Source organism: Mycobacterium gordonae, from assembly GCF_001417955.2.
Taxonomy (GTDB): Bacteria; Actinomycetota; Actinomycetes; order Mycobacteriales; family Mycobacteriaceae; genus Mycobacterium; species Mycobacterium gordonae_B.
In genome coordinates, this window is sequence record NZ_LKTM01000340.1 from 20251 (window position 1) to 44779 (window position 24529).

A 24529-nucleotide genomic window follows, 5' to 3' on the forward strand; every position below is an offset into this window, starting at 1 on the left:
CTACCATGACCCCCATGGTCGACCGGGTCGGAGGCGCCGACTACAACGCGGGCGAGACGGCAGAGTCGGCAAACCTGGCGTGGTCAAGCGGCAACGAGCTGCCGGACATTCAGGACAGTGCGTCGGCGCCCGGCAGCCGGGCGAATCCCGCCGCAGTCCCCGAAGAGGCCGAGGTCGACCAGTCCTGGACCACGGCGTGGACCCGAGCCGCCACCGTCCTGCTCATCTGTCTGGCCCTGGCCGTGGTGATTGTGGTCGCGGGCTGGTTGATGCACAAGAACAACACGTCCGAGACAGCCTCGGAGCCGACGCGAACAACGGCCGCGCCGGTGACCACCACGGCACCGGCCACCACCACCGTCTCGTCCACGGCGGACCAGGACAGCCGGTACATCGCCGCGCTCAACGACAAGGGCATCCAGTTCGCCAACCCCGAAGCCGCCGTCTTCAACGGCAAGACGGTGTGCCAGAACATCGGACAGGGCATGACGGTGCAAGAGGTGGTCGCGCAATTCCGTTCCAGCAGCCCGGACTTCGCGGCCCACGCCGAGGACTTCGTCGCCATCTCCGTCCGGGCCTACTGCCCGCAGTACAGCAAGCTGGTCGCCGCGATCTGATCAGTCGGTGACCTTGCGGAAGGCGCCGACCAGGTCTGCCAGCATCTCCTGGGCCCGCCCGGGATCGGAGGGCACCGATCCCGAGAATCGGATGTCGGTGGCGCCGTCTGCCACGATGCGCGGGACCACCGCAACCGAGGCATCCACATCGATCCGGCGATCGGCGCCTCTGACCAGGACCGCCGAACCCTGCACCCGGAGTCCATCCGGGTCTGCACCCGTGTCGGCGATCGCGCGCTTCATCGCCGGGATCGCGCCTTGGAGATCGGTGATGGCCGGGCCCCACGGGATCCAGCGCATTCCGAACCTGCTCAACCGCTTGGCGACGGCCGGATTGACGGTGCCACTCACCCAAATCGGAATTCCATTGGGCTGCATCGGTTTTGGCATCTGATGGATGCCGTCGAACGACAGCTCCGGCGAGCTGTAGACGCCCCGCCGCTCCGTCCACAGCGCCTGGCACACCTCCAGCGTGTGGTCGAGCAGGCGACCGCGACGCTCGAACGGCAAGCCGGCGGCCTGGTACTCCTCGCGTTGCCAACCGATTCCGACACCCAGATCGATCCGTCCGCCGGACAGCACATCCATGGTGGCCAACTGCTTGGCCAGTACGGCCGGCCGTCGCAGCGCGGCCAGCAGCACCGACGTTCCCAGCCTGATCCGGGTGGTGGTCGCCGCGATCGCGGTCAGCAGGATGAGGGGTTCCAGCCACTGGCCGTCGGGTCCGGTCGGTTGTCTGCCACCCGTGGTGCCTCCCACCGCCGGATCGGCGTAGGCGTCCAGGTTCTCGCCGAAGACGACGTGGTCGGACACCACGACGCGATCGACTCCGGCTGCGTCCATGGCGCGGGCGGTTTCGACGGTGGCATTCCAGTCGGGGTTCGGGTCGTCGCTGAAGTTGCGCAGGTACACCGTGAGTTTGGGACGATCCGTCATATGCCAGTACCGATCACTCACCGAGTATCGCGGACGCGATGGGCTACTCCGGCAGCCACCGCCGGATTGACCGCCGATTCGATCCCTATCAATATAGATGTATGTCGATGAGTCCGAAGCCGTCCGTGCTGTTCGTGTGCGTCCACAACGCCGGCCGCTCCCAGATGGCCGCCGGGTTTCTCGCGACGCTGGCCGGTGACGCCGTCGAGGTGCGCTCGGCGGGCAGCGCGCCGGCCGACGCGGTCAATCCCGCCGCGGTACAGGCCATGGCCGAGGTCGGCATCGACATCTCCACCCAGAACCCGAAGATCCTGACGACCGATGCGGTTGCGGCCTCCGACGTCGTGATCACCATGGGCTGCGGGGACACCTGCCCGTTCTTTCCCGGCAAGAGCTACCGCGACTGGGTGCTCGAGGACCCCGCCGGCAAGGGCGTGGAAGCGGTGCGGCCCATCCGCGACCAGATCGAGGCCCGTGTCAAAGACCTCATCGCCGAGCTGCTGCCCGATACGGCGAGACGCTGAAAGTCGTTCTAGGAACAGCAGTCCGGATCGAGGACCCCGACCAGCGCAGCCACCGCGGCGCGGTGCGGGCGGTGATAGACGCTGGTTCCGCGCCTGGTCGATTCCACCAGGCCGGCATTTCGCAATTGGTTCAGATGATGGCTGACCGTCGACTCGCCCACCCCGATCGCCGTCGCCAACTCCCCACTGTTGCATCCGTCGCCTGTGGCACCGAACAGCAACGACATGATCTTCACCCGCGCCGGATCGGCGAGTGCCTTGAGTCGCAGCGCGATCTGTAAGGCGTCGTCGTCGGTCATCGCTCCGGCGGCCACCGGCGCACAACACACCGGCGCGGAGATGTCGATCACCGGCAACGCTTTGGGCATGAACTCATGATGCCACAATGTTGACATATATCGAAAAGGTGGCATGCTAGGCAGCAGCACATTACTTCGACATATGTCGCAAAGGTCACCAGGAGGCATGCCATGTCCCGTATTCAGTTGGCCCTCAACGTCGATGACATCGACGAGGCCATCGCGTTCTACTCCAAGCTGTTCAACACGGCGCCGGCCAAGGTCAAGCCGGGCTATGCCAACTTCGCCCTCGACGAGCCGCCGCTGAAGCTGGTCCTGCTCGAGAACCCCGGCCAGGGCGGCACACTCAACCACCTCGGCGTGGAGGTCGACTCGACCGACGAGGTACACGCCCAGATCGCCCGCCTGACCGCCGAGGGACTGTTCACCGAAGAGGAGTTGGGCACCACCTGCTGCTTCGCCAAGCAGGACAAGGTGTGGGTCAACGGTCCGGGTGGGCACCGCTGGGAGGTCTACACGAAGCTGGCCGACTCGGACACCTTCTTCGCCCCGGAGCCGGCTGCCGAAGATGCCGGTTGCTGCGGCGCAGAGGCGACGGCACGGTGAGACCGGCGGTCCACGGGCCCTCGGTGTGGACGCCGCGTGATTTCCCCCAGGAGGAGCTCTGGTCGTTCGACCTGTCCGATGACGATCGACAGGCATTGATCGCCTATGGCCGGGGTGGCGAAATGGGTGATCTGGCAGAGTATTTCCGACCTGCCGTGCAGCCCTGGGCCGAGCTGTTGACCCACGGACCCGGCTTCGTCCGGGTGCGGCGATTTCCCATCGACGCACTCACCGAAGCCCAGACCGAGCGTGCGTACCTCGGCCTGGGCAGGCTGCTGGGTGAGCCGGTCGGCCAGGACCGAGACGCCAACGTCATCACCCACATTCGGGACGAACGCCTGCCCGCAGCCCCCGGGGTGCGCAAGTACCGGACAAACCTGCGTCAGGATTTCCACAGCGACGGCTCGGACATCGTCGGGTTGCTTTGCCTGCATCCGGCCAAGGCCGGTGGTGAGTCCAGAATCGTCAGCGCGCACGCCGTCTACAACGAGATGCTGCGGTGCGCTCCGCATCTGGTGGACGTGATGTATCAGCCGATGCCCTGGGATCGCAACGAGGAGCAAAGCGCCGGCGAGCCACCGTTCTTCGAGCTACCACCCATCACCGACATCGACGCGACCCCGCGACTGTTCTTCATCGCCTGGTATATCCGCGATTCACAGCGCCACCCCGAGGCGCCTAGGTTAACCGAAAAGCAATGTGCAGCACTAGATCTGGTTGAGTCCATCGCCAACGACCCGGCCTTCCACATCGAGATGCGGTTCGAGCCCGGAGACGTCCAACTGCTCAACAACACCGTCGTCCTGCACTCGCGGGAGGCCTACACCGACGAAGAATCCCCCGCAGCGAGGCGGCATCTGTTGAGGTTGTGGCTGAAAACCGCCACGGCGACCACTCATCAGATGTTGCGCGGCGGAGTGCCACGACAAAACCGCGGATGAGCTTCCTTGCCGAAGTATTCGATGACTGTCAATATCGACGAGTGTCAAAGTACCGCCCGTCTGTAGCCGACAGTTGCTGCGAGGCCACCCCACTGCTCGTCGAACCCCTGTCGGCCGAGGATGCGGCCGAGCTCGCCGTGAAGCTCAAAGCGCTGGCCGACCCGGTCCGACTCCGGCTGTTCAGTGCGGTGGCGAGCCGAGCCGGTGGCGAGGCCTGCGTCTGTGAGGTGTCCGAAGGTCTTGCCGTCTCGCAGCCGACCATCTCTCACCACCTCAAGGTGCTGCGCGAGGCCGAATTGCTCACCTCGACGCGCCGCGGGTCTTGGGTGTACTACGCGGTCGTACCGGGGGCGGTGCACGTCCTCTCGGCAGCCCTCGGGGTCCACCACGACATGGCCTCGGGAGCGCCGGCATGACGGACGGCCCCAAGCTCTCCACACTCGACCGATTCCTCCCGGTATGGATCGGTATCGCCATGGCCACCGGCCTGTTGCTCGGCCGCTGGGCACCGGGGCTGAACACCGCCCTGCAGAAGGTGCAGATCGACGGGATATCGCTGCCGATCGCCCTGGGCCTGCTGATCATGATGTATCCGGTGCTGGCCAAGGTGCGCTACGACCGCCTCGACACCGTCACCGCCGACCGCAGGATGCTGGTCAGTTCGCTGCTGCTGAATTGGGCGCTCGGACCGGCACTGATGTTCGCCCTCGCCTGGCTGCTGCTGGCGGACCTGCCCGAGTACCGCACCGGCCTGATCATCGTCGGACTGGCCCGCTGCATCGCCATGGTCATCATCTGGAACGACCTGGCCTGCGGCGACCGCGAGGCCGCCGCCGTGCTCGTCGCTCTGAACTCGATCTTCCAGGTGCTCATGTTCGCCGTACTCGGCTGGTTCTACCTGTCTGTGCTGCCCGGCTGGCTGGGCCTGTCCCAGACCTCGATCTCCACGTCTCCGTGGCAGATCGCCAAATCCGTTCTCATCTTCCTGGGCATCCCCCTGCTCGCCGGTTACCTCTCCCGCCGGTTCGGCGAACGGGCCAGGGGCCGCGACTGGTACGAGACGAAGTTCCTGACCACCGTGGGCCCGTGGGCCCTGTACGGCCTGCTGTTCACCATCGTCATACTCTTTGCGCTGCAAGGCGATCAGATCACCAACCGGCCGTGGGACGTCGCGCGCATCGCGCTTCCGCTGCTGGCCTACTTCGCCATCATGTGGGGCGGCGGCTACCTACTGGGCGCCACGCTGGGCCTGGGTTACGAACGCACCACCACGCTGGCTTTCACCGCCGCCGGCAACAACTTCGAGTTGGCCATCGCCGTCGCGATCGCCACCTACGGCGTCACTTCCGGGCAGGCCCTCGCCGGTGTCGTCGGACCTCTCATCGAAGTACCGGTGCTGGTGGCACTGGTCTACGTGTCACTGGCTCTGCGTCGCCGTTTCCCGCTGCGGGGTCGAACCGGCGATTCTCTGGAGCATGCTTGACGTCGATGGTGAAAATCGGCGTGCAGATACATCCACAGAACACGACCATGGCCGACCTGCGCGCGGCGTGGCAGGCGGTCGACCGGCTCGGGGTGGACAGCCTGTGGACATGGGACCACTTCTTCCCCCCGCTGTACGGCGCGCCCGACGAAGCCCACTTCGAGGGCTGGCAGGTTCTGGCCGCGATGGCAGTCACCGCGCCGAACGTGTCTCAGGTCGGGATGCTGGTCACCGGGTGCGGCTACCGCAATCCCGACCTGCTCGCCGACATGGCCCGCACCCTCGACCACTTGTCGGAGGGTCGCGCGGTGTTGGGCATCGGGTCGGGCTGGATGGACCGGGACGAAATCGAATACGGCTATCCGGTGCGCACGCCGGCTCAACGACTGGATCTGCTCGCCGAAACGTTGCCCCGCATCCGACGGCGCCTTGCCGTTTTACAACCGGGACCACTCGGTCCGTTGCCGATCCTGATCGGCGGCAACGGAGAACGACGCACGCTGCGCCTGGTGGCCCAACACGCCGACATGTGGAACGGTTACGGCGACGCCGACACGATCCGGGCCAAGAACGAGGTCATCGATCGGTGGTGTGACGAGGTTGGGCGCGACCCGCGCGAGATCGAACGCACCGTGTGGATCGAGCGGGCCGACCCCGACCTGATGACGTCACTGGTCGAAGCCGGGGCCGAACACCTGATCCTCGGGCTGCGTGCGCCCTACGACCTGGACGAAGTGAAACGCCTGGTGGAACGACGACCGGAGTTTTAGCACCCAGTTGCCCGGGTATGCGCCGAACAGCGGTGCACAGCCCCCCGCCCGCACTTTCCGAGCCCCCTCACCGGAGGTTTATTCGCTATGCCCGAAATGATTGTTGAAACACCCGAAGAAGTCATCGCTTTCCTCAAGGCCCAGCACGACCTGATCGAGGACATGTTCGACCAGGTGCTGCTCGCATCGGATCCGCAGGCCCGCGAGAAGCCGTTCGTCGAGCTGCGTCAGCTTCTCGCGGTGCACGAGACCGCCGAGGAGATGTTCGTGCACCCGCGGGCGCGGCGCGAAGTGGATGCGGGCGACGCGATCGTCGACAGTTTGCTGGCCGAAGAGCACTCCGCCAAAGAGCAGTTGTCGAAGATCGAGGGGCTCGAGATCACCTCGCAGGAGTTCATCGACGAGTTGACGAAACTGCGGGAAGCCGTGCTGGCCCATGCCGAGCATGAAGAACTCGAGGAGTTCGAACAGTTGCAGGCCGACATGGGCTCCGAGGAACTCAAGCGGCTGGGCACCGCGGTGAAGCTTGCCGAAGCCATTGCACCGACCCGGCCGCACGCCGGGGTGGAGTCGGCCAAGTTGAACTTCGCGGTCGGCCCGTTCGCGTCGATGCTCGACCGCGCCCGTGACCTGATCAAGCAAGCCGTCAGCTAGGAGCAACATGAGTCACCCCGAAACACCGGACGATCGGGAAGAGACCACCGAAAGCAGCGACGACAGCGTCGTCTCGCCACCCGCCTACCCCGCGTACTCCACACCCCCGCCGGAAGGTTTGGCCATCAACGAGGACGGTTGATTCTCCGTAGTGTGTGACAAGTGAGCGTTACCCCCGACATCACCATCACCCTGCAGGGCCGCTTCGCCGGCGAGCTACCCGAGATGGCGGTTCCCTGGCAGGCCGAAGTGCCACCCGAGGCACGGTTGCTGGTGCTCAACGAGCCGCTGGCCGGCGAGCTGGGCCTGGAAGCGAGCTGGCTGCGCAGCCCCGACGGTCTGCGGTTCCTGGTGGGCAACCTGGTGCCCTCCGGCGCCGCGCCGGTAGCCCAGGCCTACGCCGGGCATCAATTCGGCGGCTACGTGCCGCGGCTCGGCGACGGGCGCGCCCTGCTACTCGGCGAACTCACCGACGCCGACGGGCGGCTGCGCGATCTCCATCTGAAGGGTTCCGGGCGCACCCCTTTCGCTCGCGGCGGCGACGGCCTGGCGGCCGTCGGCCCGATGCTGCGCGAGTACATCATCAGCGAGGCGATGCACGCACTGGAGATCCCTACGACCCGGTCGTTGGCGGTGGTCGCCACCGGCCGTCCGGTGGCACGCGAGACGATGCTGCCCGGTGCCCTGCTGGTGCGCGTGGCGAGCAGTCATCTCCGGGTGGGTAGTTTTCAATACGCTTCCGCCACAGGCGATCTCGGCCTCCTGCGCCGACTGGCCGACCACGCCATCAGCCGCCACCATCCGGAGGCGGCACAGGCCGAGAATCCCTACCTCGCACTGTTCGAAGCCGTCGTCGCGGCGCAGGCGTCGCTGGTGGCGCGATGGATGATGGTCGGGTTCATCCACGGGGTGATGAACACCGACAACATGACGATCTCCGGGGAGAGTATCGACTACGGGCCGTGCGCGTTCATGGAGGCCTACGACCCGGACACCGTTTTCAGTTCGATCGACGCCTGGGGCCGCTACGCCTACGGCAATCAGCCGACGATCGCGGCCTGGAACCTCGCCCGGTTCGCCGAGACGTTGCTGCCGTTGCTCGGCGAGGATGTCAACGAGTCAATTGCTTTGATAGAGCACGCTTTTGACGGGTTCCACGCCTACCACTCCGCGTGGCTTTCGGGTATGCACGCCAAGCTCGGCGTGGCCACCGACGTCGACGCCGTGTTGCCGTTGCTCGACGAGTTGCTGCCCATGCTGCAGGAGAGCCACGTCGACTTCACCTCGTTCTTCCGTCACCTCGCCTCGGCCGCCCGGGGCGACGACGAACCGGCCCGGGGACAGTTCGTCGATCCCGCCCGCTTCGACGAGTGGGCGCGGCGCTGGCGGGCCCTGGGACCCGACGCCGACGCGATGGACCGGGTCAATCCGATTTACATCCCGCGTAACCATCTCGTCGAGGAAGCACTGACGGCGGCGACCGACGGTGACCTCGGTCCGTTCGGCCGGCTGCTGGATGCGGTCAGCGAGCCGTACACCGAACGGCCCGGGCTGCAGCGGTACGCGTCACCCGCGCCCACGGACTTCGGTGTCTACCGAACCTTCTGCGGCACCTGAATATTGGAGTTCTCCCGGGTGCTCGCCGTGATTCCGATCGCGATCATCACGTCGATGTAGGTGATGAACAGCCCGGCCCAGTACGCCCACTTCATCTGCGGGTCCGTCGGCGCGGCAAAGAAGATGATCAAGAAGATCGGGCCGACGATGCCGCATACGAACACCATCGCCTGGATGATGAGGTAGCGCTTGAACGTGGACATCGTCAGGAGCATATCGCGCACAATGGGCGATGTGGCCGATGTCTACCGCGCTCCAATGCGATCTCGCAGCAACACCATCGACCCGCGCGCCACGTCCGAACGCGCCCGTCGGTTGGGCCTGTGCGGATTCGGACAGCTGGCGGCGAATCCGGCGGAAGAGGAACGTCTGGCCCGTCGGGTGGACCGGTTCGCCGCTGCGGCCGACGGCTCCTTCGTGTGGACGCGCGACCCGGACGAACTGTTCTGGCTCGGCCGGCTCGACGGGCCGTATTTCCGTGACGATGACGACGGCGCCGTGGCCGTCGATCTGGTGCACGTGCGCCGCTGCACCTGGCTCCCTGAGCCGCTACTGGAGCCCGAGGTGCCCGGCGCGGTCGTCGCGACGTTCCGCCGCGGCGGCCGCAACTTTCAGCAGACCCATCACCAGTCGGTCGGCCGGCAGACCCAACAGCTCTGGGACGGGCGGCGGCCCGGGTCCTAAGCCTTGGAGCGCGAGCGCCGAATCCGCTGGAACGCGGCCACGACGGCCAGCACGAGCGCTCCGACCACCGAGCCGACCACAGCGGACGCCGCCGTATTGACCAACCAACCCAGGACGCCGCCCAGCGCCGCCACCGCATGATGCGCCCACTGCTCGGCGTGGTGCACCAGCCCGTACGGCGTGTGCCAGCCGAGGTGATCAGCGCCCATCAGCAGGATGTGACCGCCCACCCAGAGCATCGCCACCGTTCCGACCACCGACAGCACCGAGAGCAGTTTGGGCATCCCGGCCACCAGGGCACGGCCCACGGCCCTGCCGACGCGGGACGAAGTCTGGGCGAGATGCAGGCCGACGTCGTCCATTTTCACGATGCCCCCGACGACGCCGTACACCGCGACGGTGATCACCAGCGCAACGATGAGCAGGATCACCAGCCGCGGCACGAACGCCAGGCTGGCCACTTCGTTGAGCGCGATCACCATAATCTCGGCGGACAGGATGAAGTCGGTGCGGATCGCGCCGGCCACCACGTGACGCTCGTTGTCCGGCTGCTCGTCGCCGTCGCCGTGCCCGCGCAGGCTGCTCCAAACCTTCTCGGCGCCTTCGTAACACAGATAAGTCGCCCCGAGCATCAGGATCGGGCTGAGCAGCCACGGCGCGAACTGACTGAGCAGCATGGCGCCGGGCAGGATGAACAGGATCTTGTTACGCAGCGATCCGAGCGCGATCCGCTTGATGATCGGCAACTCACGCTCGGCGGAGATTCCGTCGACGAACTGCGGCGTCACGGCCGTGTCGTCGATGACCACACCGGCGGCCTTCGCGGTCGCCCGTCCCGCGGCGGGCCCGACGCCGTTGAGCGAGCCGGCGGTCAGTCGCGCGAGCGTCGCCACATCGTCGAGAAGGCCGAACAGACCCGCGCTCATCGCGTCTGCCTCATGGCGTTGCAGCGTACCGGGCTGCGCCTGATTCGGCTCGTCGCTGCGTCCATCAGGAAGGCCGGCTGCCGACCTCGAGGCCGGCCAATGTCGAAGTGCCCTCGAAGATCACACGCCCCCATTCACGCACCCGGCAGTGCAACGTGCCGGCCAGATATTCGTAGTCGGTGTCGATGTTGCGGCGCTCGGCCGGCAGGGGTACGGGCAGCACGTGCGGTCCGTCCGGCGTGCCACGGCCCTCGAGTTCGACGCGGTACCGCACGGTGCGGGCATCGATGTGCCAGCGGTCGACGTCGCAGCTGGAAGACACGAGCGCCGGTGGAGTAATCCGGATCACTCGATCACCCAGTCGCACAACGACTCCGGTGACATCGCGGTTGAGCGGACCCAGCTCGAGCAGACCGCCGGAGAACGCCACCGACACGTCGGCGTCGCCGAAGTCGTGAGCCTGTCCCCACCACCAGCGCAGCGGGAAACCGGCTCCCCAATTTCGTTCGCAGTACAACCTGGCGCCGGTGAATTCCCAACGCTGGTCTTGATGGGTCACTGTGCCGGAAGCTCTGCCCCCCAGCCGATAAGGGTGCCAATACTGATTGAGAAACGGCACCGACGAGAAAACTCCACCGCCGCCAAATGGTTTGGGCCACCGATAGACATCGTGAAATTTCAGGTCGACTGCGGTGTCGCCGAGAACCATCCGGAGCCGCTCGCCGCCGGCATCGATCAGATTGCCACCAGACTCCGCCTGCACACTGAACCGCGCCTGACTCGCCGTGACACCGTCGACCGCGGCCGAGCGCACCACCCCGCCGGGATGCAGCGCTATCGCGGCCGTGGACCAGTCGCCGTCGGACTGTCGGTTGGCGCTGCACAGGGCAACCACCACCCGTCCCTCGTCCTGGTCGGAGAGCCGCCAGAACCAGCCTTCCATCTCGGTCCCGTGCGACGGGACCGGATCGCCGAACGGCACGTCGGCGCCGGTTCGGCGGTAGAGCGACACGAGCCCCGGAACCAGCCCGAGCCCAGCGCGTGCTGCAGAACTCACGACATTCACACCAGCTTTGGTACCCCACACCCTCCTCATTGAACCTGCTGCCGTTCGGCCGGCGGTCCCAGTCACCGAGCGTGACCTCAGGGTTGCGAATCGGCCAGATTTCCACCCTGACGACACGCTCGACGAACCGGGGCGGCCGACTCCGCCAGATAGGCCACGATCGCGTTGGTCAACCCCCGCCGCGCCTCGTCGAGGTCGGCGTAGCTGCCGAGCTGCCGTTCCGAGACAAGGCCGCGCATCGCACCGGGGATCAGCGTGGCAATCTCGCGCACCCGCTGCGGATCGACCTGCAGATCGGCGAAGGCCTTCTGACAGGTCGCATGCCAGCCCTGCCCCCACGACCGCAATTCCGCGGCGGTGTGCGGGTAGAGCCGGTCGAGCTCGCCCGGTTCCCTCGGCAGCGCCGCGCGCAGGTTCTCGATCGCCCGCGAGTCGGGGGCGGTCAGGCCGTCGTACAGCGTGTCGATGATCTCCGCGACCCGCTCCTGCAACGACGCCCCGGTGTCGGGATTGGCGAACACGTTGGCCCGCCGCTGCGCAGTGTGGTGCAGCACCGCGGCCCAGAACCCGTCGGCGTCCCCGAACTGGTATTGCACGGTGCCCCAGGTGACGCCGATCTGCTTGGCGATCCGGTTCGCCGAAACCGCTCCGGGGTCTCCGGATGCCAGGGCGGTCACCGCGGCCTGCAGCATCGCCTCCCGCGTGGCCAGGCCCCGCTTGTTGGCCCTGCGATTCGCGCTGTCCGCCACTGCCATGCCGGAATCCTAACGCGGCGGCACAGGTTTCGTTGACTCATCTATGACTTTTTCATAGAGTGCTTGATGATCGGACGGAAAGGACCGCGTGCATGGCCAAGCCGCCTTTGTCGATGAAACCTACCGGCTGGTTCCAGGTTGCGTGGTCCGATGAGATCGGCATAGGCGACGTCCACTCGATGAAGTACTTCGACCAGGAAATGGTGGCCTGGCGCGCCGACTCCGGCCGGCTCACCGTGATGAACGCGTACTGCGAGCACCTCGGAGCGCATCTGGGCTACGGCGGCAAGGTCGTCGGCGACGTGCTGCAGTGCCCCTTTCACGGCTGGCAGTGGAGTCAGCAGGGCCGCAACGTCTGCATCCCGTATCAGGACCGGCCCAACAAGGGCCGCCGCATTCGCACCTACCCGGTGGTGGAGCGCAACGAGTCGGTCTACATCTGGCACGACATCGAAGGCCGGGCACCGTTTTTCGAGGCCCCCGACATCTTCGCCGACTTCGCCGACGGCCGCGGGCGTGCCGATTACTACCCACAGCAGCGTTTGTTCCGCGAAGGCCTGGAGTTGCATCCGCAGTACGTGCTGGAGAACGGCGTCGACTTCGCCCACTTCAAGTACGTGCACAACACGCCGATCGTGCCGATCTTCACCCGGCACGACTTCGACGAGCCGGTGTCCTACGTCGACTTCACCATCACCTTCGAGGGCAACGACCAGCAGAGCATCGAGGACGTCAAGAGTGGCGTCGAGGCCATCAACGGCGGCCTGGGGGTAGCCGTCACCAGGAGTTGGGGCATGGTCGACAACCGCACCATCTCGGCGATCACCCCGGTCGACGAGCGGACGTCCGACGTCCGCTTCATGGTTTACATCGGCAGGGTTCCCGGCAGGGACGACGAGCGCGCCGAAGGCAAGGCCCGCATGTTCGGTGAGGAGATCATCCGGCAGTTCACCCAGGACGTGCACATCTGGGCGCACCAGCGGTATTCCGACCCGCCGGCGCTCGCGAACGCCGAGTACGAGGGGTTCACCGCGATCCGCAACTGGGCCAAGAAGTTCTACCCCGATGTAAAGGGCGGCACCGCCGCCGAACTCAGCAGCTCCGGAAAGGCACAACCATGACGTCCCCGATCAAGGTCTTCCAGGTCGCCACCGGCAACGTGGGTTCTGAGATGATCAAGCGCATCGCGACGCATCCCGACCTGGAATTGATTGGGGTGCACTGTTACTCACCGGAGAAGGTCGGGCGCGATGTCGGCGAACTGGTCGGGTTGGCACCCAACGGCGTCGTGGCGACCGGCAGCGTCGAGGAGATCATCACCGCCAAGCCTGACGTGCTGACCTTCCACGGCGTCTTTCCCGACGAGGATCTGTACGTGAAAGTCCTTGAGGCAGGAATCAATATCGTCACCACGGCGGACTGGATCACCGGTTGGCACCGTGATCGCAACCATCCGCACCACTCCGGCAAGCCCGTCACCCAGCTGCTGGCGGAGGCTTGTCACAAGGGTGGCTCCACGTTTTACGGGACGGGCATGAACCCCGGAGTCAACCAGATCCTCGGTGTGGTCTGTTCAGCCGATGTGGCCGAGATCGAGAACGTCACCACCATCGAGTCGGTCGACGTGTCGTGCCACCACTCCAAGGACACCTGGATCGAGGTGGGTTACGGACTGCCCGTGGATGATCCGTCCATCCCGGGCAAATTGGAGAAGTACACGCGCGTGTTCGCCGACAGCGTGTTGATGATGGCCGACTGCTTCGACCTCACGCTCGACGAGGTCAAATTCGACTACGAATTGGGCGCCTGCACCAAGGACGTCGACCTGGGTTGGTACACGCTGCCGAAGGGTTCGCTGGGTGGCAACTACATCAAGTACCAGGGCATGGTGGACGGCGTGCCCAGGGTCGAGACACACCTGGAGTGGCAGATGACCCCGCACACCGACCCCAGCTGGGATATCAAGGGCTGCTACATCACTCAGATCAAGGGCGACCCGTGCATCTACAACAAGCACATGATCTTCCCCAAGCCCGGCGTCGATCTGTCCAACCCTGACAACTTCGCGTCCATCGGCATGACGGTCACCGGGCTGCCGGCGCTCAATTCGATCAGGTCGGTCGTCGCCGCTCCTCCGGGTCTACTCACCAGTGCCGACCTGCCGTTGCGCGCATTCGCCGGCCGCTTCAATATCTAGATGCGCCGAATCATTCTCTGGGGCACCGGCGCGGTGGGCCAGGAAATGCTGACCACCGTCCTCGACCACCGCCCCGACCTGCGCATCGTCGGTGCCCGGGTCTACTCCGCCGAGAAGGACGGCGTGGACGTCGGCACCCTGGCCGGACGCGACCCCATCGGTGTCACCGCCACCACCGACGTCGCCGAGATTCTGGCTCTCGACGCCGACTGCGTGCTGTATACGCCGCGCAACGCAAACCTCGACGAGGTGTGCGCGCTACTGGCAAGCGGGAAAAACGTTGCCACCACTGCGTTCCTGTTTCATCCGCGGCGCCTCCCGCCCGCCGACCGGGACCGGTTGGCGGCGGCCTGCCGAGCCGGTGATGCCTCCGTGCACGGCAGCGGTCTCAATCCCGGCAACCTGTCGGGGGTCCTGCCCCTGGCGTTGTCAGGAATGAGCCGCACCATCGACAAGGTCACCCTGCAGGAGCGCGCCGACTGGTCGGTGTACGAGAGCACCTCGATCACGTTCGACAACATGGCTTTTGGGCAGCCGGTCGATCAGATCAGTCCCACCGCAAGCGAATTCCTCGCCTTCAACAGCTCGATCTTCGAAGAGCAGGTCTGGTTTCTCGCCGACGAGTTGAACGCCGGCATCGACGAGGTAGTCGCGGCGGTGGAAGCGGTGCCCGCCCAGAGCGACCATCAGATCTTCGAGCACCTGCTGCGCGCCGGAACCACCGCCGGCCAGCGGTGGACGTGGTCCGGGCGTCGCGGCGAACAGACGCTCATCGAGATCGAGACATTGTGGACGGTGGGCGGTGAGTATCCCGGGCATTGGCCCAAACCCGAGCATGGATGGACGCTGACCATCGAGGGCGACCCGTCCATGCGAGCCCACTTCTTCGCGCTGGCCAGCTTCACCCGGTCCGCGACCATGGCCGAGCACGTCCGCTCGGCCAGTGTCGCCACCGCGATGCAGGTGCTCAACGCCGTGCCGGCAGTCTGTGCCGCGCCGCCCGGGTTCGCCACGAGTGCCGGATTGCCAGTTATCCGCAGCTACACCGGTTTTGGCAACTCAGTCGTCGGTCTCGACGACTAACACCTCGGTCTTCGCCTTACGCTCGACCGCTTTGGGAACCGAACCGATGACCTTTCCGACGATCGAACTGGTCCCGACGTTGCCCACCACCAGCAGGTCGGCGTCGACGTCTTCGGCCAGCTGCACCAGCGCGTCCACCGCAGCGCCTTCCACCGCACGCTCCTCGACGTCGGCGGCACCGGCCTCTTTCGCCCGGTCGGCGGCGGACCGCAGCATGTCGTAGACCGGGGCATTGCCCCGGGTTCGATACTCGACGGTGCGAGCCTGGTCGGGATCGGTGCCGCCCCGATCCTCATCCAGATATGCCGACGCGACGATCAACTTGGCACCCGACTCCGCTGCGATTTTCGCCGCCCGGTCAACGGCACGAAAAGACGTGTCGGACCCGTCGGTCCCGACCACCACGACCTGGTATTTGCCCATGGAAGATAACTAGCCGCCATCGCCCCAAATCAAACCCCTCGGCGTCAGGAACCCAGCGCCAGAATGAGTTTGCCGGTGTTGTCGCCGCGAAACAGCTTCAGCAGGACCTCGGGGAAGTCGCCGACGCCTCCTTCGATGATCTGCTCCCGCGAGCGCAATTCGCCGCTGCGCAGCCAATCCGCCAGCTGCACAACACCTTCGCGGTAACGGTCGGCATAGTCGAAGATGACGAAGCCGGTCATCGAGGCGCGGGCGACCAACAGCTGCATGTAGTTCGCCGGGCCGCGCAGCTCGTCGCTGGCATTGTATTGCGAGATCGCGCCGCAGATGACGACGCGCGCGCCACGGGCCAGCCGGGACAGCGCCGCTTCCAGGGTCGCTCCCCCGACATTGTCGAAGAAGACGTCGATGCCGTCGGGCGCGTGTGTCTTGAGCTGCCCGCGCAGATCGCCGGCCTTGTAGTCGATGGCGGCGTCGAAGCCGAGTTCCTCGACCAGCCAGCGGCATTTTTCCTCGCCGCCCGCGATGCCGACGGCCCGGCAACCTTTGATACGGGCGATCTGACCGGCGATGCTGCCCACCGATCCGGCGGCGCCGGAGACGACGACGGTCTGGCCTGGTTGGGGCCGGCCGACGTCGAGGAGCCCGAAATAGGCGGTCAAACCGCTGATGCCCAGCGCGCCGAGGTGCACCGGGGCGGGCGCCAGCGTGGTGTCGACGGGGGTCACGTCGCGGCCGTCGGAGACCGCGTAGCGCTGCACCCCGAACGTTCCGAATACCTCGTCGCCGTCCGCGAAATCCGGGTGCCGCGACTCGATGACCCGCCCGATGGCGCCGGCTCGCATCACCTCGCCGATCTCCACCGCCGGCACGTACGACCGGCCGGCATTCATCCACGTCCGCATTGCCGGATCGACCGACAGGTACTCGACCTGCACCAGGAACTCGCCCTCCGCCGGAGCCGCGGCGGGTTCATCGTTGATCTGCCAATCGGAGACCTTCGGCAGTCCGACCGGACGGGCGGCCAGCCGGCACACGGTATTGGTGAGCGTCATGGCATCTCCTGACTCAACGCGGTGAGAACCCGACGGCCGCCGGCATCCTCTGCTGTGCCGGGCACCGCTGCGACACAGTCGGCCCCCGCCTCCCGGTACTCGCGCAGACGCTGCGCGATCCGGTTCGCAGACCCCAGGGCGCACACCGTATCCAGCAGCTCGACGGGAATGGCGGCCGCCAGATCGCGGCGGGAGGCACCGGCGCGGGCCCGCTGCACCAGTTCGCCGAAACCCAACGCGCTGAACATCTCTCCGTAGCCGGGCGGTGCCAGATAGACGCCCAGCTGACCGGCGAGTTGCGCGTGCGCGGCGGGACCGGGATCGAGCGCGACCGGCACCCAGACCGTGAGCCGCGGGGCGGGGCGGCCCGCCGCGGCATGGTCGATGGCTTGACGCACCTGGGCCACGCGCCCGGGCGAGGCGAGGTTGAGCACCACTTCATCGGCCTGTCGTGCCGCCAGCGCGATCATGCCAGGACCGAACGCGCCCAACGCGATTCGCGCCTCCGGAACCGGGTTGCGCAACCGGAAACCATTGCTGCTGACGTGCCGGCCGTGGTAGCTGACGCGCTCGCCGGCCAGCATCGGCCGCAGGCATTCGATGGTCTCCCTCATGACGGGGACGTGGTGGGCCCAGCCGCGGTTGTGCCAGCCGGTCACGATGGCCGGGCTGGAGGCTCCCAGGGCGAGGTCGACGCGGTTGCCGGTGAGGGAGGCCACGGTGCTGACGCCGAGTGCGAGAGTCACCGGGCCACGCACACCGACGGCCAATGGTCCGATCTTCAGCGGCAACTCCGAGGCGCGCAGCCCGATCGCGGTCGCCAGAGCGAACGCATCGTAGGTTGCCATCTCCCCGACCCAGAGGGCATCGAACCCGGATTCCGACACCGTCCGCGCGATCTCCAATGCCTCGCAGTCCGGCCGGTCGAGCCAAAACGGAAGGACGACTTCGAGTTTCGTCACAGCATCGAGGTGTCGGCGTGCTGGTCGAGCAGCAGGCGACCGGGCAGTTCGCGGGATGCCTCGTTCACCTGGAAGTGAGCGGTGGCGGTGAACGCGTCGCGGAACCGGCGCTGCAGCGGCGACGTGTCGTAGATGGCGGTGCCGCCCGCCAGGTCGTACATGGTGCGCACCACGTCGGCCGAGGTACGTGCGGCGTGGGTGGCCGCCAGGCGCAACCGGTTGCGCAGGGCAACGGGTACGGGTTCGGGTTCCTGGCTTGCCTGCCAGGCGGTTTCGGTCGCCTCGTAGTACAGCGCGCGGGCCGCAGCCAGTGCCGACTCCGCCGTGGCCACCGCGGCCTGGGTCGCCGGGCGCTCCGCCAGGGTGCGCGTCGACCCCAGTCCCTTCTTGCCACCGGCCAACTCGACGAGGTCGTCGATCGCGGCGCGGGCATTGCCCAGCGCGGCCGCGGCGACCGACAGCGCGAAGAACCCGAACACCGGGAATCGATACAACGGCCGGTCCACCGCCGGCCCGTCGAACACCGAGAACACCCTGTCGGCGGGGACGAAGACCTCGTCGGCGACGGTGTCGTGGCTGCCGGTGCCGCGCAGGCCCAGGGTGTGCCAGTTGTCGAGGACCCGCAGATCTTCTTTGGGCAGCGCGACCACAGCGGGCACTCGGCTCTCATCGACGAAACAACCCGCAAACAGCATGTCCGCGTGCGTGATTCCGCTGCAGAACGGCCAGCGCCCCGACACGATCACGCCGCCGTCGACCGTCTTAGCCCTGCCCCGCGGCGCCCACACCCCGGCCGCGACACCCTTCCCGCCGCCGAACATCTCGTCCCTGGGCGCATCCGGGAGGTAGGCCACCAGCAGCGCACTGGTGATCGCGATCGACACACACCAACCTGTGGCCGCGTCGCCGCGCGCGATCGCCTCGGCACACCGCAGGGCCGTCGGCGGTGACAGTTCGAGTGCGTCCACCTCGCGCGGCATGGTGGCGCGCAACATGCCGGCCTCGTTGAGACGGGCGACGAGCTCGGGCGGCAGCCTGCGCTCCCGATCGATCTCGGATGCCGACTCGCGGGCCGACAGGGCGATCTTCTCCGCGAGGACCTCGGGGGTGTCTGCGTGATTCATCGGCGGCTCCCGGTGGTGATGACGGTGCAGACAAGTTATCACGTGCGGTTCAGTTATTGAACCGGTACAGTGACTGAACTATGACGGCCGCCGATCTGTCCCACCGCTTCCAAGGGGAATCGGTCGGCCGGGCGCTGGAGTTGGTCGGCGAACGGTGGACGCTGCTGATTTTGCGCGAGGCGTTTTTCGGGGTGCAGCGCTTCGGCCAACTCGCCCGCAATCTCAGCATTCCGCGGCCCACGTTGTCATCACGCCTGCGAATGCTCGTCGATGCGGGGCTGCTTGAACGGGTGCGCTATTCGCAGGATCCGGAGCGTTACGAGTATCGCCTCACCGAGGTGGGGCACGACCTTTTCGGCGCCGTCGTGGTGTTGATGCGGTGGGGCGACGAACACCTGCCGAACCCGGACGGACCGCCAATTGTGTTGCGGCACCAGGCTTGTGGCGAGGTTGCGGACCCACGGCTGATTTGCGCCCACTGCGGCGGGGAGATCACCGCGCGCAATGTGACGCCCGAAGCGGGCCCTGGATTCTCTGCCTGAAACGCGATAGCGCGCGTGATATCAGAGTAGGGTCGGCGCCGAGGAGGCGACATGGTCCGCGCAGCAGTCACTTTGGCGGGGTTGATGTTGTTCGCCGCCGGTGGAGTGCAGTCTGCATCGGCCGACCCTAATGGTCGTCAATACGTCCGGACCCAGTCCGGTGCGGTCCGGTGCATCGTCATCTCGGCCGAACTGAACGACGGTGACTCGATGGTCACCTGCGAACACGGGCCGGGCTTTGCGCAGGCACCGGTCGGTCCGTACGGCGAGCACTTCGACGAGGCCGTGATCCGCGCGTCGGGCGCCTTCAGCTGGAACAACGCCAACCTCGGTGGCGGCGGGACACCGCAGAACGATCTGGTGCTGAACTACGGTCAGACGTACCACGTTCTGGGCTGGACGATCGTTCCGAGTAGCGACGGCACCCGCTTCACCAATGACGGCACCGGCCACGGCATGTTCGTCAGCATCGATAACGTGAAGTCGTTCTGACGGCACGCGGGTCAGCCCGTCAGTTGCGCGATCTGGATCAGGTTTCCACAGGTGTCGTCGAGCACCGCGGTGATCACCGGGCCCATGGTGACCGGTTCCTGAGTGAAGCGCACACCGAGGCCCGTCAACCTCTCGTATTCGGCTCGGGTGTCGTCGACGGCGAACGACGTGAAGGGAATGCCGTCGGCCACCAGCGCCTCCTTGAACGGCCTGACCGCTGGATGCCCGTCGGGCTCGAGGACAAGTTCGGTGCCGTCGGGGTCTTCCGGTGACACGACGGTGATCCAGCGGGCCTCGCCCATCGGGATGTCGGCCTTGGTCGCGAAGCCGAGAACCTCGGTGTAGAACCGCAGCGCCTTGTCCTGGTCGTCGACGAGGATGCTGGCCAGATTGATTCGCATGGTGATCCCTTCCCCCGGTTGAGCCGTCCGTGACCGTCCGTCGCGGCGGCGCGGTGTGTGGCTATTTGCCTGTCACGGTCACTGCGGGTGCGCTGCCAGGTAGTCGCCCACCGGGATCCGCTCGGAGGCCAGGTACCCGACGGGCAGCAGCACGTCACCCGAGGTGGTCAGGTAGTAGACGTCCCACCGGTGATAGCCGGGGAGGACGGCCGGATCGGCGGCGATCGCGGCGGCATAGTCCTTGACCGCTCCGACGTAGTGGCTGGAGTGGTTGTAGCTGTAGATGGCGCTGTCCCGATTGCCGGCGAAGCCGTTGGCGGCGAGCATCCGGCCGGCCGCCATGATGCTGTCGCGCGGTGAGTGGATGTCGCCGCCCTCGGCGTAGGAGGCGAAGGTTGAGGGCAGGAACTGCATCGGCCCTTGCGCGCCGGCGGTGCTGACACCGTTGATGCGGCCGAAGTCGGTTTCGACCATGTTGATCGCGGCGAGATAGTTCCAGTCGACGCCGCTCGCCGCCGCGGCGGCCTGGTAGTCGCCGACGAGTTCGCCGAGCGGAGCGGGCGCGTCGATACGCCACGCGGGCAACGTGGGTTTGGCCTCTCCCGCGTTCAGCGCCATGAGGTGGTGTCGCGCGTCGACATTGAGGTCGTAGATCCCGACCAGCGATGCGGGAATGACGGGCCGCACGACCGACTCCCACTCGGGGTGGCGTCCGATGGCGCGGTAGGCCGCCTGCTGACGCAGCGCGGCCGCCTGCAACACGGCATCCGACGACGACGGGTCACGCAGGGCCTGCTCATCGGCGACCAGGTCGCGGGCCAGCAGCGCCGGGTCGGCCGCCAGCGCGGGTGCCGCGGGGCGCGGGGCGGCGGACGCTTGCCAGGGCGAAACGGCCGCGGCCAGTACCACTAAAAATGCTGCGCTACAACGTGTTCCACGGCTCAGCAGATTCCAGCGGCGAACGTCCATGATGTCGACCTCAACGCGTTCAGCGAGCCGGCGTCGTCGGCTCGCGCGGGCATTCCGCCCTACATCTTGTCCGCCGGGTACCCACCGGGCCAAAGCGGGGTCACTCTCTTGCCGCGCGAAGGCTGGTCGCCGACGGCGCTTATCCGAGCAGCAGTTCCCGCACGTTGAGCTGCGGACAGGTATTCGCCCAGGCTCGAGTGACGAGTTCGGATTCCAGGGCGCCCGCACGCAATGCGGCGAGCATGGCATCCGGGTCGAACGACGGGCCGATCGGGTCGGCGCCGTATTCGTCGCCACGCATGTACGCCGTCGATTCCGCTGGAGTCGCGAAGTTGTCGATCTGTAGTTCCACCATGTTGGAATCAGGGTCCCGGTAGTAGATCGATGTCGTCACACCGTGTTGCACAGGCACGTGCGGGCGAATGTCGTTCTCCTGCAATGCCTCATATTTCACGAGCAGGCTGAGTAGATCAGGGAAGGTGTAGGCGGTATGCGCCAGGCCCACTGTCGTCGGGGTGCGCGGGGTCGGGTCAGGAAGCTCAACGATCGCCAGCCGGTGATGCTCGTCATCGAAAGTCAAGAAGCAAAGGAACTCGATTTCGAAGACCACATGTGCGTCGAGCACTCGGATGTACCAGTCACGCAGTGCGGGCAACTGGCCGGTCTGCAGCACGAAGTGGGCGAGCTTCTTGTCGGGCCCCATCGCTCACCAGGCAGGCGCCGGGTCCAGCATCGCGACGTGGTCGTTCTGCCACTGGTACCGCACGGTGGTGATCGGTCCCGGACAGGCCGTGCAGACCTCCCTGCCGTCCTTGTAGTCGAGCGCGACGGTGTCATCTGTCGTCTTGGCCGCGTTGACGGAGGTGAACGCGTACGCCTTCAACGTGGCCACGCCCGCGTAGCTGCCTTTGTGGAACAACAACGCCAGGTCGGGCGAACTGCCGGTGGCGCCGACGACGGTGATGATGACCGTCGACAGCGTCGCGCACGGGTTGTAGTTGCTGCTCGGATCGAAGCTCTTGACATTGTGATCCCACGCCGAGCCTTCCGGTAGCGCCGGCAACGAGCCGAGCGCCGTTTCGATCTGCGGCGCGTTCAGATTCACCCCGCACGTCGGCGTCGGATCGGCGCGGGCGGGCGATGCCAGCGGGTTCAACACACAGAGCGCGGCGACAAGCGCGCTCAAGACAACTGCTCGCATCGAAACACTGCCTCCCTGTCGGCTGCAGTCAATCGTCGCGCTGTTTCAATCCCGGCTGGTAGGACCGCTATGACATTGTGTCGAAGAAGTGACCAACGCGACCGGTCACCGCGCAGGCTGGTTCGGCACGCCGGGGAACAACTGCTCGGTCGAGCCCGACGTCACCCAACCGCCCAATTTGGTCACCACGTGGGGCGCGAATACGGCCCCGTACATCAGGTTTCCGACGATCACCACCGCGACGATGGACAGCAGCGCGGACTGCCGGGACCCCGTCGTCTTCCGGTCGGCCCATGCCTCGATGACGTTGCGGCCTTCGGAATCGGTGCGTCCCAGCAGGTAGGTGAACACCATCATCTGCACGCCCATCGCCAGCGAGTCGTAGATCGGGTATTGATGCCTGGTCCCTTCGAAGACGGCGAGTCCAGGTATCACATAGCCGTAGTAGAAGACTCCGAGCCGGGCGCCGATGAACGCGTTGAAGACGAAGGCCCAGCAGAAGCCGACGACGAGGCCGACCGTGAGGAGTGTGAGGGGCCTTCTCCAGCCGAACCGCCTGCTGATCCGTTGCCCGAGCGCTGCCCCGATCGTGGCCGGCAGCACGAAGTATCCGATGTAGCCCACGGGCACAGACGACGGCAGCCCACCCCAGGTCATGTTCAGTGGCCACCATGCCGGCATCCGCGGCAGCGCCGGCGGGAACTGTGCATACATCGCCCAGTCGTATGGCGCCTCGATCCAGGAGAACGAGATCGCCGAGATGCAGAGCAGCAGCAGCGGATGCAGCCGACGGCGACGGATGCTCAGATACACGCCGGCCGCGGTGAAAGCGATGCCGCTGCCCCAGCCGAAGATGACGGCGCCCGTCAGCAACGGGGTCAGCCCAGAGCTCATCGCCGGGCTTCGGGGTCGAAGTAGATGACCACGCCATAGATGACGGCGATCAGCCCGAACAGCGTGCCGAGCATGATGACTGCGCCCACGATTAATAGTGGACACTATCTTAAGAGCGCGGTCAAGCGCGACTATCGTCAAAGACCGTGCCCCCGCGCCCAATTGAGCAGAGACCGGCCGCAGCGCGCAGAGCCCGCGGCGAGCCGCGGCGGCTACTACTCGACGCGGCCCGGGAGTTGTTCGCGCGCAAGGACTACCGCAGCACCACCACACGTGAGATCGCCGCGGCCGCCGGTGTCACCGAATACCTGCTGTTCCGTAACTTCGGTTCGAAGGCCGGCCTTTTCCGCGAAGCCCTGGTTGCTCCGTTCACCAGTTTCGTCGAAGAGTTCGGCCGGACCTGGCAGCAGGTGGTACCCGAGGAAACCGACGAAGACGAGCTGGCCCGCCATTTCGTCGGACAGCTCTACGACGTGATCGTCGAACATCGGGGCCTGCTGCTGACCCTGGCCGCGTCGGAGGCCTTCAGTGAGGAAGAGATCGCCGAAGCCGGCATCGGCGATATCCGGGCGGCCATCGCGGTGCTCGGAAAGATCAGCACCGAAGGCATGCAGTTACGTGGTCTGCGTTCTGCCCGTCCCGAGCTGCCGGCGCACTCCACGGTGGCAATGATCGTCGGCATGGTCGCGTTACGTTCAGCGTTTTTCGGCGACCACCAACCGTCGCGCGACGCGATCGTCGACGAGCTGGTGCAGGCGAGCCTGCACGGGTTCCTGCACCGGCACAGGTGAATTCGCGGCAGGCGTGACTCTAGCTCAGCAGCCCGGGCGACCCGTTCAGACCGTTGACACCGATCCGCGGCCCGGCCGCGCCACCCTTACCGCCGGCCCCGACAGTGCCTGGGGCAGCGGTGTCCCCACCGTTGCCGCCGTTACCGCCGTTGCCGATCTGCCCGGCGCTGCCGCCCACGCCGCCGGTTCCGCCGACTCCGTTGACGCCGGTGAGTTCGGGGGCGTTGCCGCCCGCGCCTCCGGCGCCACCGAAGCCGATGATCCCCGGCGCCGCGCCGCCGTTGCCGCCGCTGCCGCTGACCGCCAGGACGCTCACGCCGCCGGAACCGCCGGCACCTCCGATCCCGTTCAATGTACCGGCCCAGCCGCCGTTACCGCCGTTGCCGCCGATGCCAATGAGACTGAGCCCCCCGGCCCCGCCGGCGCCGCCGGAACCGCTGAACAGTGCGTTGCCGCCGGTCCCGCCCACACCGCCGGTGCCGTTGCCGGTCACTCCGCCGGCGGGACCGGCGGAGGG

Annotated in this window: 31 protein-coding genes and 2 pseudogenes; 17 read left to right on the forward strand and 16 right to left on the reverse strand. The window is 66.5% G+C overall.

The genetic code is table 11. The annotated features are described in order from the left end of the window. Window positions 1–14 precede the first annotated feature (14 nt). Entirely contained in the window at window positions 15–617 is a 603-nt protein-coding gene (locus tag AO501_RS36285; protein ID WP_197419940.1) for a DUF732 domain-containing protein, read from the forward strand. Here the strand turns inward: AO501_RS36285 and AO501_RS24380 are convergent, their stop codons facing one another. Then, window positions 618–1553 carry a TIGR03619 family F420-dependent LLM class oxidoreductase gene (locus AO501_RS24380; RefSeq protein ID WP_055580156.1) on the reverse strand — a complete coding sequence of 312 codons (936 nt, stop codon included), beginning with the start codon at window positions 1551–1553 and terminating at the stop codon, window positions 618–620. Window positions 1554–1660: 107 nt separating this feature from the next. Here AO501_RS24380 and AO501_RS24385 point away from each other — a divergent pair, with 107 nt between their 5' ends. Beyond that, window positions 1661–2077 carry an arsenate reductase ArsC gene (locus AO501_RS24385; protein WP_055580182.1) on the forward strand — a complete coding sequence of 139 codons (417 nt, stop codon included), beginning with the start codon at window positions 1661–1663 and terminating at the stop codon, window positions 2075–2077. 8 nt (window positions 2078–2085) lie between these two features. On the opposite strand, the gene AO501_RS24390 is transcribed toward AO501_RS24385, so the two are convergent. Continuing rightward, the gene (locus AO501_RS24390) at window positions 2086–2445 is read right to left on the reverse strand and encodes an Rv2640c family ArsR-like transcriptional regulator (protein WP_055580157.1); all 360 of its coding nucleotides are present in this window, start codon (window positions 2443–2445) and stop codon (window positions 2086–2088) included. A 102-nt stretch (window positions 2446–2547) separates the two neighbouring features. On the opposite strand from AO501_RS24390, the gene AO501_RS24395 reads away from it, so the two are divergent. The 8 genes and pseudogenes from AO501_RS24395 (at window position 2548) to AO501_RS24425 (ending at window position 8447) form a co-directional block, all read left to right on the forward strand. Beyond that, window positions 2548–2982 (forward strand): ArsI/CadI family heavy metal resistance metalloenzyme, encoded by a 435-nt coding sequence (locus tag AO501_RS24395; RefSeq protein WP_055580158.1) that lies wholly within the window; start codon window positions 2548–2550, stop codon window positions 2980–2982. Then, window positions 2979–3923 (forward strand): TauD/TfdA family dioxygenase, encoded by a 945-nt coding sequence (locus AO501_RS24400; RefSeq protein WP_055580183.1) that lies wholly within the window; start codon window positions 2979–2981, stop codon window positions 3921–3923. The genes AO501_RS24395 and AO501_RS24400 overlap by 4 nt, the downstream gene beginning before the upstream one ends. Further along, window positions 3920–4339 (forward strand): metalloregulator ArsR/SmtB family transcription factor, encoded by a 420-nt coding sequence (locus AO501_RS24405; RefSeq protein WP_082658818.1) that lies wholly within the window; start codon window positions 3920–3922, stop codon window positions 4337–4339. Before AO501_RS24400 ends, AO501_RS24405 begins: the two co-directional genes overlap by 4 nt. Then, a pseudogene (arsB, locus tag AO501_RS24410) lies at window positions 4336–5391 on the forward strand (ACR3 family arsenite efflux transporter); the annotation flags it as partial. The gene AO501_RS24405 and the pseudogene arsB, both read left to right, overlap by 4 nt. Before the next feature lie 20 nt (window positions 5392–5411). Then, window positions 5412–6176: an LLM class F420-dependent oxidoreductase gene (locus AO501_RS24415; protein ID WP_055580161.1), complete on the forward strand. Its 765-nt coding sequence runs from the start codon at window positions 5412–5414 to the stop codon at window positions 6174–6176. A gap of 87 nt (window positions 6177–6263) precedes the next feature. Beyond that, window positions 6264–6830: a hemerythrin domain-containing protein gene (locus AO501_RS24420; protein WP_055580162.1), complete on the forward strand. Its 567-nt coding sequence runs from the start codon at window positions 6264–6266 to the stop codon at window positions 6828–6830. Window positions 6831–6837: 7 nt separating this feature from the next. Then, window positions 6838–6972: a hypothetical protein gene (locus AO501_RS40350; protein ID WP_269435189.1), complete on the forward strand. Its 135-nt coding sequence runs from the start codon at window positions 6838–6840 to the stop codon at window positions 6970–6972. 20 nt (window positions 6973–6992) lie between these two features. Continuing rightward, window positions 6993–8447: a protein adenylyltransferase SelO gene (locus AO501_RS24425; RefSeq protein WP_055580163.1), complete on the forward strand. Its 1455-nt coding sequence runs from the start codon at window positions 6993–6995 to the stop codon at window positions 8445–8447. Here the strand turns inward: AO501_RS24425 and AO501_RS24430 are convergent. Beyond that, complete coding sequence (locus AO501_RS24430) at window positions 8423–8650, reverse strand: hypothetical protein (protein ID WP_055580184.1); 228 nt, start codon at window positions 8648–8650, stop codon at window positions 8423–8425. The genes AO501_RS24425 and AO501_RS24430 overlap by 25 nt on opposite strands. Before the next feature lie 55 nt (window positions 8651–8705). Between AO501_RS24430 and AO501_RS24435 the strand changes: the two genes are divergently transcribed. Further along, a complete protein-coding gene (locus tag AO501_RS24435) occupies window positions 8706–9131 on the forward strand; it encodes a GAF domain-containing protein (RefSeq protein WP_371934966.1) in 426 nt (141 codons plus the stop codon). Here the strand turns inward: AO501_RS24435 and AO501_RS24440 are convergent. The 3 genes from AO501_RS24440 to AO501_RS24450 all read right to left on the reverse strand — a co-directional run bounded on the left by AO501_RS24440 (window position 9128) and on the right by AO501_RS24450 (window position 11878). Further along, window positions 9128–10057: a DUF808 domain-containing protein gene (locus AO501_RS24440; protein ID WP_055580165.1), complete on the reverse strand. Its 930-nt coding sequence runs from the start codon at window positions 10055–10057 to the stop codon at window positions 9128–9130. The genes AO501_RS24435 and AO501_RS24440 overlap by 4 nt on opposite strands. 64 nt (window positions 10058–10121) lie before the next feature. After that, window positions 10122–11114: a tocopherol cyclase family protein gene (locus AO501_RS24445; protein WP_055580185.1), complete on the reverse strand. Its 993-nt coding sequence runs from the start codon at window positions 11112–11114 to the stop codon at window positions 10122–10124. Window positions 11115–11200: 86 nt separating this feature from the next. Then, entirely contained in the window at window positions 11201–11878 is a 678-nt protein-coding gene (locus AO501_RS24450) for a TetR/AcrR family transcriptional regulator (RefSeq protein WP_156452761.1), read from the reverse strand. A gap of 92 nt (window positions 11879–11970) precedes the next feature. Here AO501_RS24450 and AO501_RS24455 point away from each other — a divergent pair, with 92 nt between their 5' ends. The 3 genes from AO501_RS24455 to AO501_RS24465 are packed head-to-tail and all read left to right on the forward strand — an operon-like array spanning window position 11971 to window position 15158. Then, window positions 11971–12999: a Rieske 2Fe-2S domain-containing protein gene (locus tag AO501_RS24455; RefSeq protein WP_055580166.1), complete on the forward strand. Its 1029-nt coding sequence runs from the start codon at window positions 11971–11973 to the stop codon at window positions 12997–12999. Then, window positions 12996–14075: a dihydrodipicolinate reductase gene (locus AO501_RS24460; RefSeq protein ID WP_055580167.1), complete on the forward strand. Its 1080-nt coding sequence runs from the start codon at window positions 12996–12998 to the stop codon at window positions 14073–14075. The genes AO501_RS24455 and AO501_RS24460 overlap by 4 nt, the downstream gene beginning before the upstream one ends. After that, entirely contained in the window at window positions 14076–15158 is a 1083-nt protein-coding gene (locus AO501_RS24465) for a dihydrodipicolinate reductase (protein WP_055580168.1), read from the forward strand. On the opposite strand, the gene AO501_RS24470 is transcribed toward AO501_RS24465, so the two are convergent. From AO501_RS24470 to AO501_RS24485, 4 genes are read right to left on the reverse strand one after another with little or no spacing between them, the layout of a single operon-like run. Beyond that, window positions 15135–15581: a universal stress protein gene (locus AO501_RS24470; RefSeq protein WP_055580169.1), complete on the reverse strand. Its 447-nt coding sequence runs from the start codon at window positions 15579–15581 to the stop codon at window positions 15135–15137. The genes AO501_RS24465 and AO501_RS24470 overlap by 24 nt on opposite strands. Window positions 15582–15625: 44 nt before the next feature. After that, a complete protein-coding gene (locus tag AO501_RS24475; RefSeq protein WP_055580170.1) occupies window positions 15626–16636 on the reverse strand; it encodes an NADP-dependent oxidoreductase in 1011 nt (336 codons plus the stop codon). Next, window positions 16633–17598, reverse strand: a complete 966-nt coding sequence (locus tag AO501_RS24480) for an LLM class F420-dependent oxidoreductase (RefSeq protein ID WP_055580171.1) — start codon at window positions 17596–17598, stop codon at window positions 16633–16635. The genes AO501_RS24475 and AO501_RS24480 overlap by 4 nt, the downstream gene beginning before the upstream one ends. After that, window positions 17595–18722 (reverse strand): acyl-CoA dehydrogenase family protein, encoded by a 1128-nt coding sequence (locus tag AO501_RS24485; RefSeq protein ID WP_055580172.1) that lies wholly within the window; start codon window positions 18720–18722, stop codon window positions 17595–17597. Before AO501_RS24485 ends, AO501_RS24480 begins: the two co-directional genes overlap by 4 nt. An 80-nt stretch (window positions 18723–18802) precedes the next feature. On the opposite strand from AO501_RS24485, the gene AO501_RS24490 reads away from it, so the two are divergent. Beyond that, window positions 18803–19264, forward strand: coding sequence for a winged helix-turn-helix transcriptional regulator (locus AO501_RS24490; protein ID WP_055580173.1), 462 nt, complete (start codon window positions 18803–18805; stop codon window positions 19262–19264). 51 nt (window positions 19265–19315) lie between these two features. After that, window positions 19316–19756 (forward strand): hypothetical protein, encoded by a 441-nt coding sequence (locus tag AO501_RS24495; protein WP_055580174.1) that lies wholly within the window; start codon window positions 19316–19318, stop codon window positions 19754–19756. Between the two features lie 11 nt (window positions 19757–19767). Here the strand turns inward: AO501_RS24495 and AO501_RS24500 are convergent, their stop codons facing one another. From AO501_RS24500 to AO501_RS24520, 5 genes are all read right to left on the reverse strand, one after another. After that, complete coding sequence (locus AO501_RS24500; RefSeq protein WP_055580175.1) at window positions 19768–20157, reverse strand: VOC family protein; 390 nt, start codon at window positions 20155–20157, stop codon at window positions 19768–19770. 78 nt (window positions 20158–20235) lie between these two features. Then, complete coding sequence (locus AO501_RS24505) at window positions 20236–21126, reverse strand: lytic transglycosylase domain-containing protein (RefSeq protein WP_082658820.1); 891 nt, start codon at window positions 21124–21126, stop codon at window positions 20236–20238. A 139-nt stretch (window positions 21127–21265) separates the two neighbouring features. Continuing rightward, window positions 21266–21829, reverse strand: coding sequence for a VOC family protein (locus AO501_RS24510; RefSeq protein ID WP_055580176.1), 564 nt, complete (start codon window positions 21827–21829; stop codon window positions 21266–21268). Between the two features lie 3 nt (window positions 21830–21832). Beyond that, window positions 21833–22327 carry an LppP/LprE family lipoprotein gene (locus tag AO501_RS24515; RefSeq protein ID WP_055580177.1) on the reverse strand — a complete coding sequence of 165 codons (495 nt, stop codon included), beginning with the start codon at window positions 22325–22327 and terminating at the stop codon, window positions 21833–21835. A gap of 105 nt (window positions 22328–22432) precedes the next feature. Then, window positions 22433–23221, reverse strand: a complete 789-nt coding sequence (locus AO501_RS24520; protein ID WP_055580178.1) for a spirocyclase AveC family protein — start codon at window positions 23219–23221, stop codon at window positions 22433–22435. A gap of 146 nt (window positions 23222–23367) precedes the next feature. Between AO501_RS24520 and AO501_RS24525 the strand changes: the two genes are divergently transcribed. After that, a complete protein-coding gene (locus AO501_RS24525) occupies window positions 23368–24012 on the forward strand; it encodes a TetR/AcrR family transcriptional regulator (protein WP_055580179.1) in 645 nt (214 codons plus the stop codon). Between the two features lie 19 nt (window positions 24013–24031). Here AO501_RS24525 and AO501_RS38425 read toward each other — a convergent pair. Next, window positions 24032–24529 (reverse strand): annotated as a pseudogene (locus AO501_RS38425) (hypothetical protein); the annotation flags it as partial.

Excerpts from the sequence above, each read along its gene's own strand:
- AO501_RS36285 (WP_197419940.1), top strand. The coding sequence starts at position 15 with ATGGTCGACCGGGTCGGAGGCGCCGACTACAACGCGGGCGAGACGGCA.
- AO501_RS24380 (WP_055580156.1), bottom strand. The coding sequence starts at position 1,553 with ATGACGGATCGTCCCAAACTCACGGTGTACCTGCGCAACTTCAGCGAC.
- AO501_RS24385 (WP_055580182.1), top strand. The coding sequence starts at position 1,661 with ATGAGTCCGAAGCCGTCCGTGCTGTTCGTGTGCGTCCACAACGCCGGC.
- AO501_RS24390 (WP_055580157.1), bottom strand. The coding sequence starts at position 2,445 with ATGCCCAAAGCGTTGCCGGTGATCGACATCTCCGCGCCGGTGTGTTGT.
- AO501_RS24395 (WP_055580158.1), top strand. The coding sequence starts at position 2,548 with ATGTCCCGTATTCAGTTGGCCCTCAACGTCGATGACATCGACGAGGCC.
- AO501_RS24405 (WP_082658818.1), top strand. The coding sequence starts at position 3,920 with ATGAGCTTCCTTGCCGAAGTATTCGATGACTGTCAATATCGACGAGTG.
- AO501_RS24415 (WP_055580161.1), top strand. The coding sequence starts at position 5,412 with ATGGTGAAAATCGGCGTGCAGATACATCCACAGAACACGACCATGGCC.
- AO501_RS24420 (WP_055580162.1), top strand. The coding sequence starts at position 6,264 with ATGCCCGAAATGATTGTTGAAACACCCGAAGAAGTCATCGCTTTCCTC.
- AO501_RS40350 (WP_269435189.1), top strand. The coding sequence starts at position 6,838 with ATGAGTCACCCCGAAACACCGGACGATCGGGAAGAGACCACCGAAAGC.
- AO501_RS24430 (WP_055580184.1), bottom strand. The coding sequence starts at position 8,650 with ATGTCCACGTTCAAGCGCTACCTCATCATCCAGGCGATGGTGTTCGTA.
- AO501_RS24435 (WP_371934966.1), top strand. The coding sequence starts at position 8,706 with ATGCGATCTCGCAGCAACACCATCGACCCGCGCGCCACGTCCGAACGC.
- AO501_RS24440 (WP_055580165.1), bottom strand. The coding sequence starts at position 10,057 with ATGAGCGCGGGTCTGTTCGGCCTTCTCGACGATGTGGCGACGCTCGCG.
- AO501_RS24450 (WP_156452761.1), bottom strand. The coding sequence starts at position 11,878 with ATGGCAGTGGCGGACAGCGCGAATCGCAGGGCCAACAAGCGGGGCCTG.
- AO501_RS24455 (WP_055580166.1), top strand. The coding sequence starts at position 11,971 with ATGGCCAAGCCGCCTTTGTCGATGAAACCTACCGGCTGGTTCCAGGTT.
- AO501_RS24460 (WP_055580167.1), top strand. The coding sequence starts at position 12,996 with ATGACGTCCCCGATCAAGGTCTTCCAGGTCGCCACCGGCAACGTGGGT.
- AO501_RS24465 (WP_055580168.1), top strand. The coding sequence starts at position 14,076 with ATGCGCCGAATCATTCTCTGGGGCACCGGCGCGGTGGGCCAGGAAATG.
- AO501_RS24470 (WP_055580169.1), bottom strand. The coding sequence starts at position 15,581 with ATGGGCAAATACCAGGTCGTGGTGGTCGGGACCGACGGGTCCGACACG.
- AO501_RS24475 (WP_055580170.1), bottom strand. The coding sequence starts at position 16,636 with ATGACGCTCACCAATACCGTGTGCCGGCTGGCCGCCCGTCCGGTCGGA.
- AO501_RS24485 (WP_055580172.1), bottom strand. The coding sequence starts at position 18,722 with ATGAATCACGCAGACACCCCCGAGGTCCTCGCGGAGAAGATCGCCCTG.
- AO501_RS24490 (WP_055580173.1), top strand. The coding sequence starts at position 18,803 with ATGACGGCCGCCGATCTGTCCCACCGCTTCCAAGGGGAATCGGTCGGC.
- AO501_RS24495 (WP_055580174.1), top strand. The coding sequence starts at position 19,316 with ATGGTCCGCGCAGCAGTCACTTTGGCGGGGTTGATGTTGTTCGCCGCC.
- AO501_RS24500 (WP_055580175.1), bottom strand. The coding sequence starts at position 20,157 with ATGCGAATCAATCTGGCCAGCATCCTCGTCGACGACCAGGACAAGGCG.
- AO501_RS24505 (WP_082658820.1), bottom strand. The coding sequence starts at position 21,126 with ATGGACGTTCGCCGCTGGAATCTGCTGAGCCGTGGAACACGTTGTAGC.
- AO501_RS24510 (WP_055580176.1), bottom strand. The coding sequence starts at position 21,829 with ATGGGGCCCGACAAGAAGCTCGCCCACTTCGTGCTGCAGACCGGCCAG.
- AO501_RS24515 (WP_055580177.1), bottom strand. The coding sequence starts at position 22,327 with ATGCGAGCAGTTGTCTTGAGCGCGCTTGTCGCCGCGCTCTGTGTGTTG.
- AO501_RS24520 (WP_055580178.1), bottom strand. The coding sequence starts at position 23,221 with ATGAGCTCTGGGCTGACCCCGTTGCTGACGGGCGCCGTCATCTTCGGC.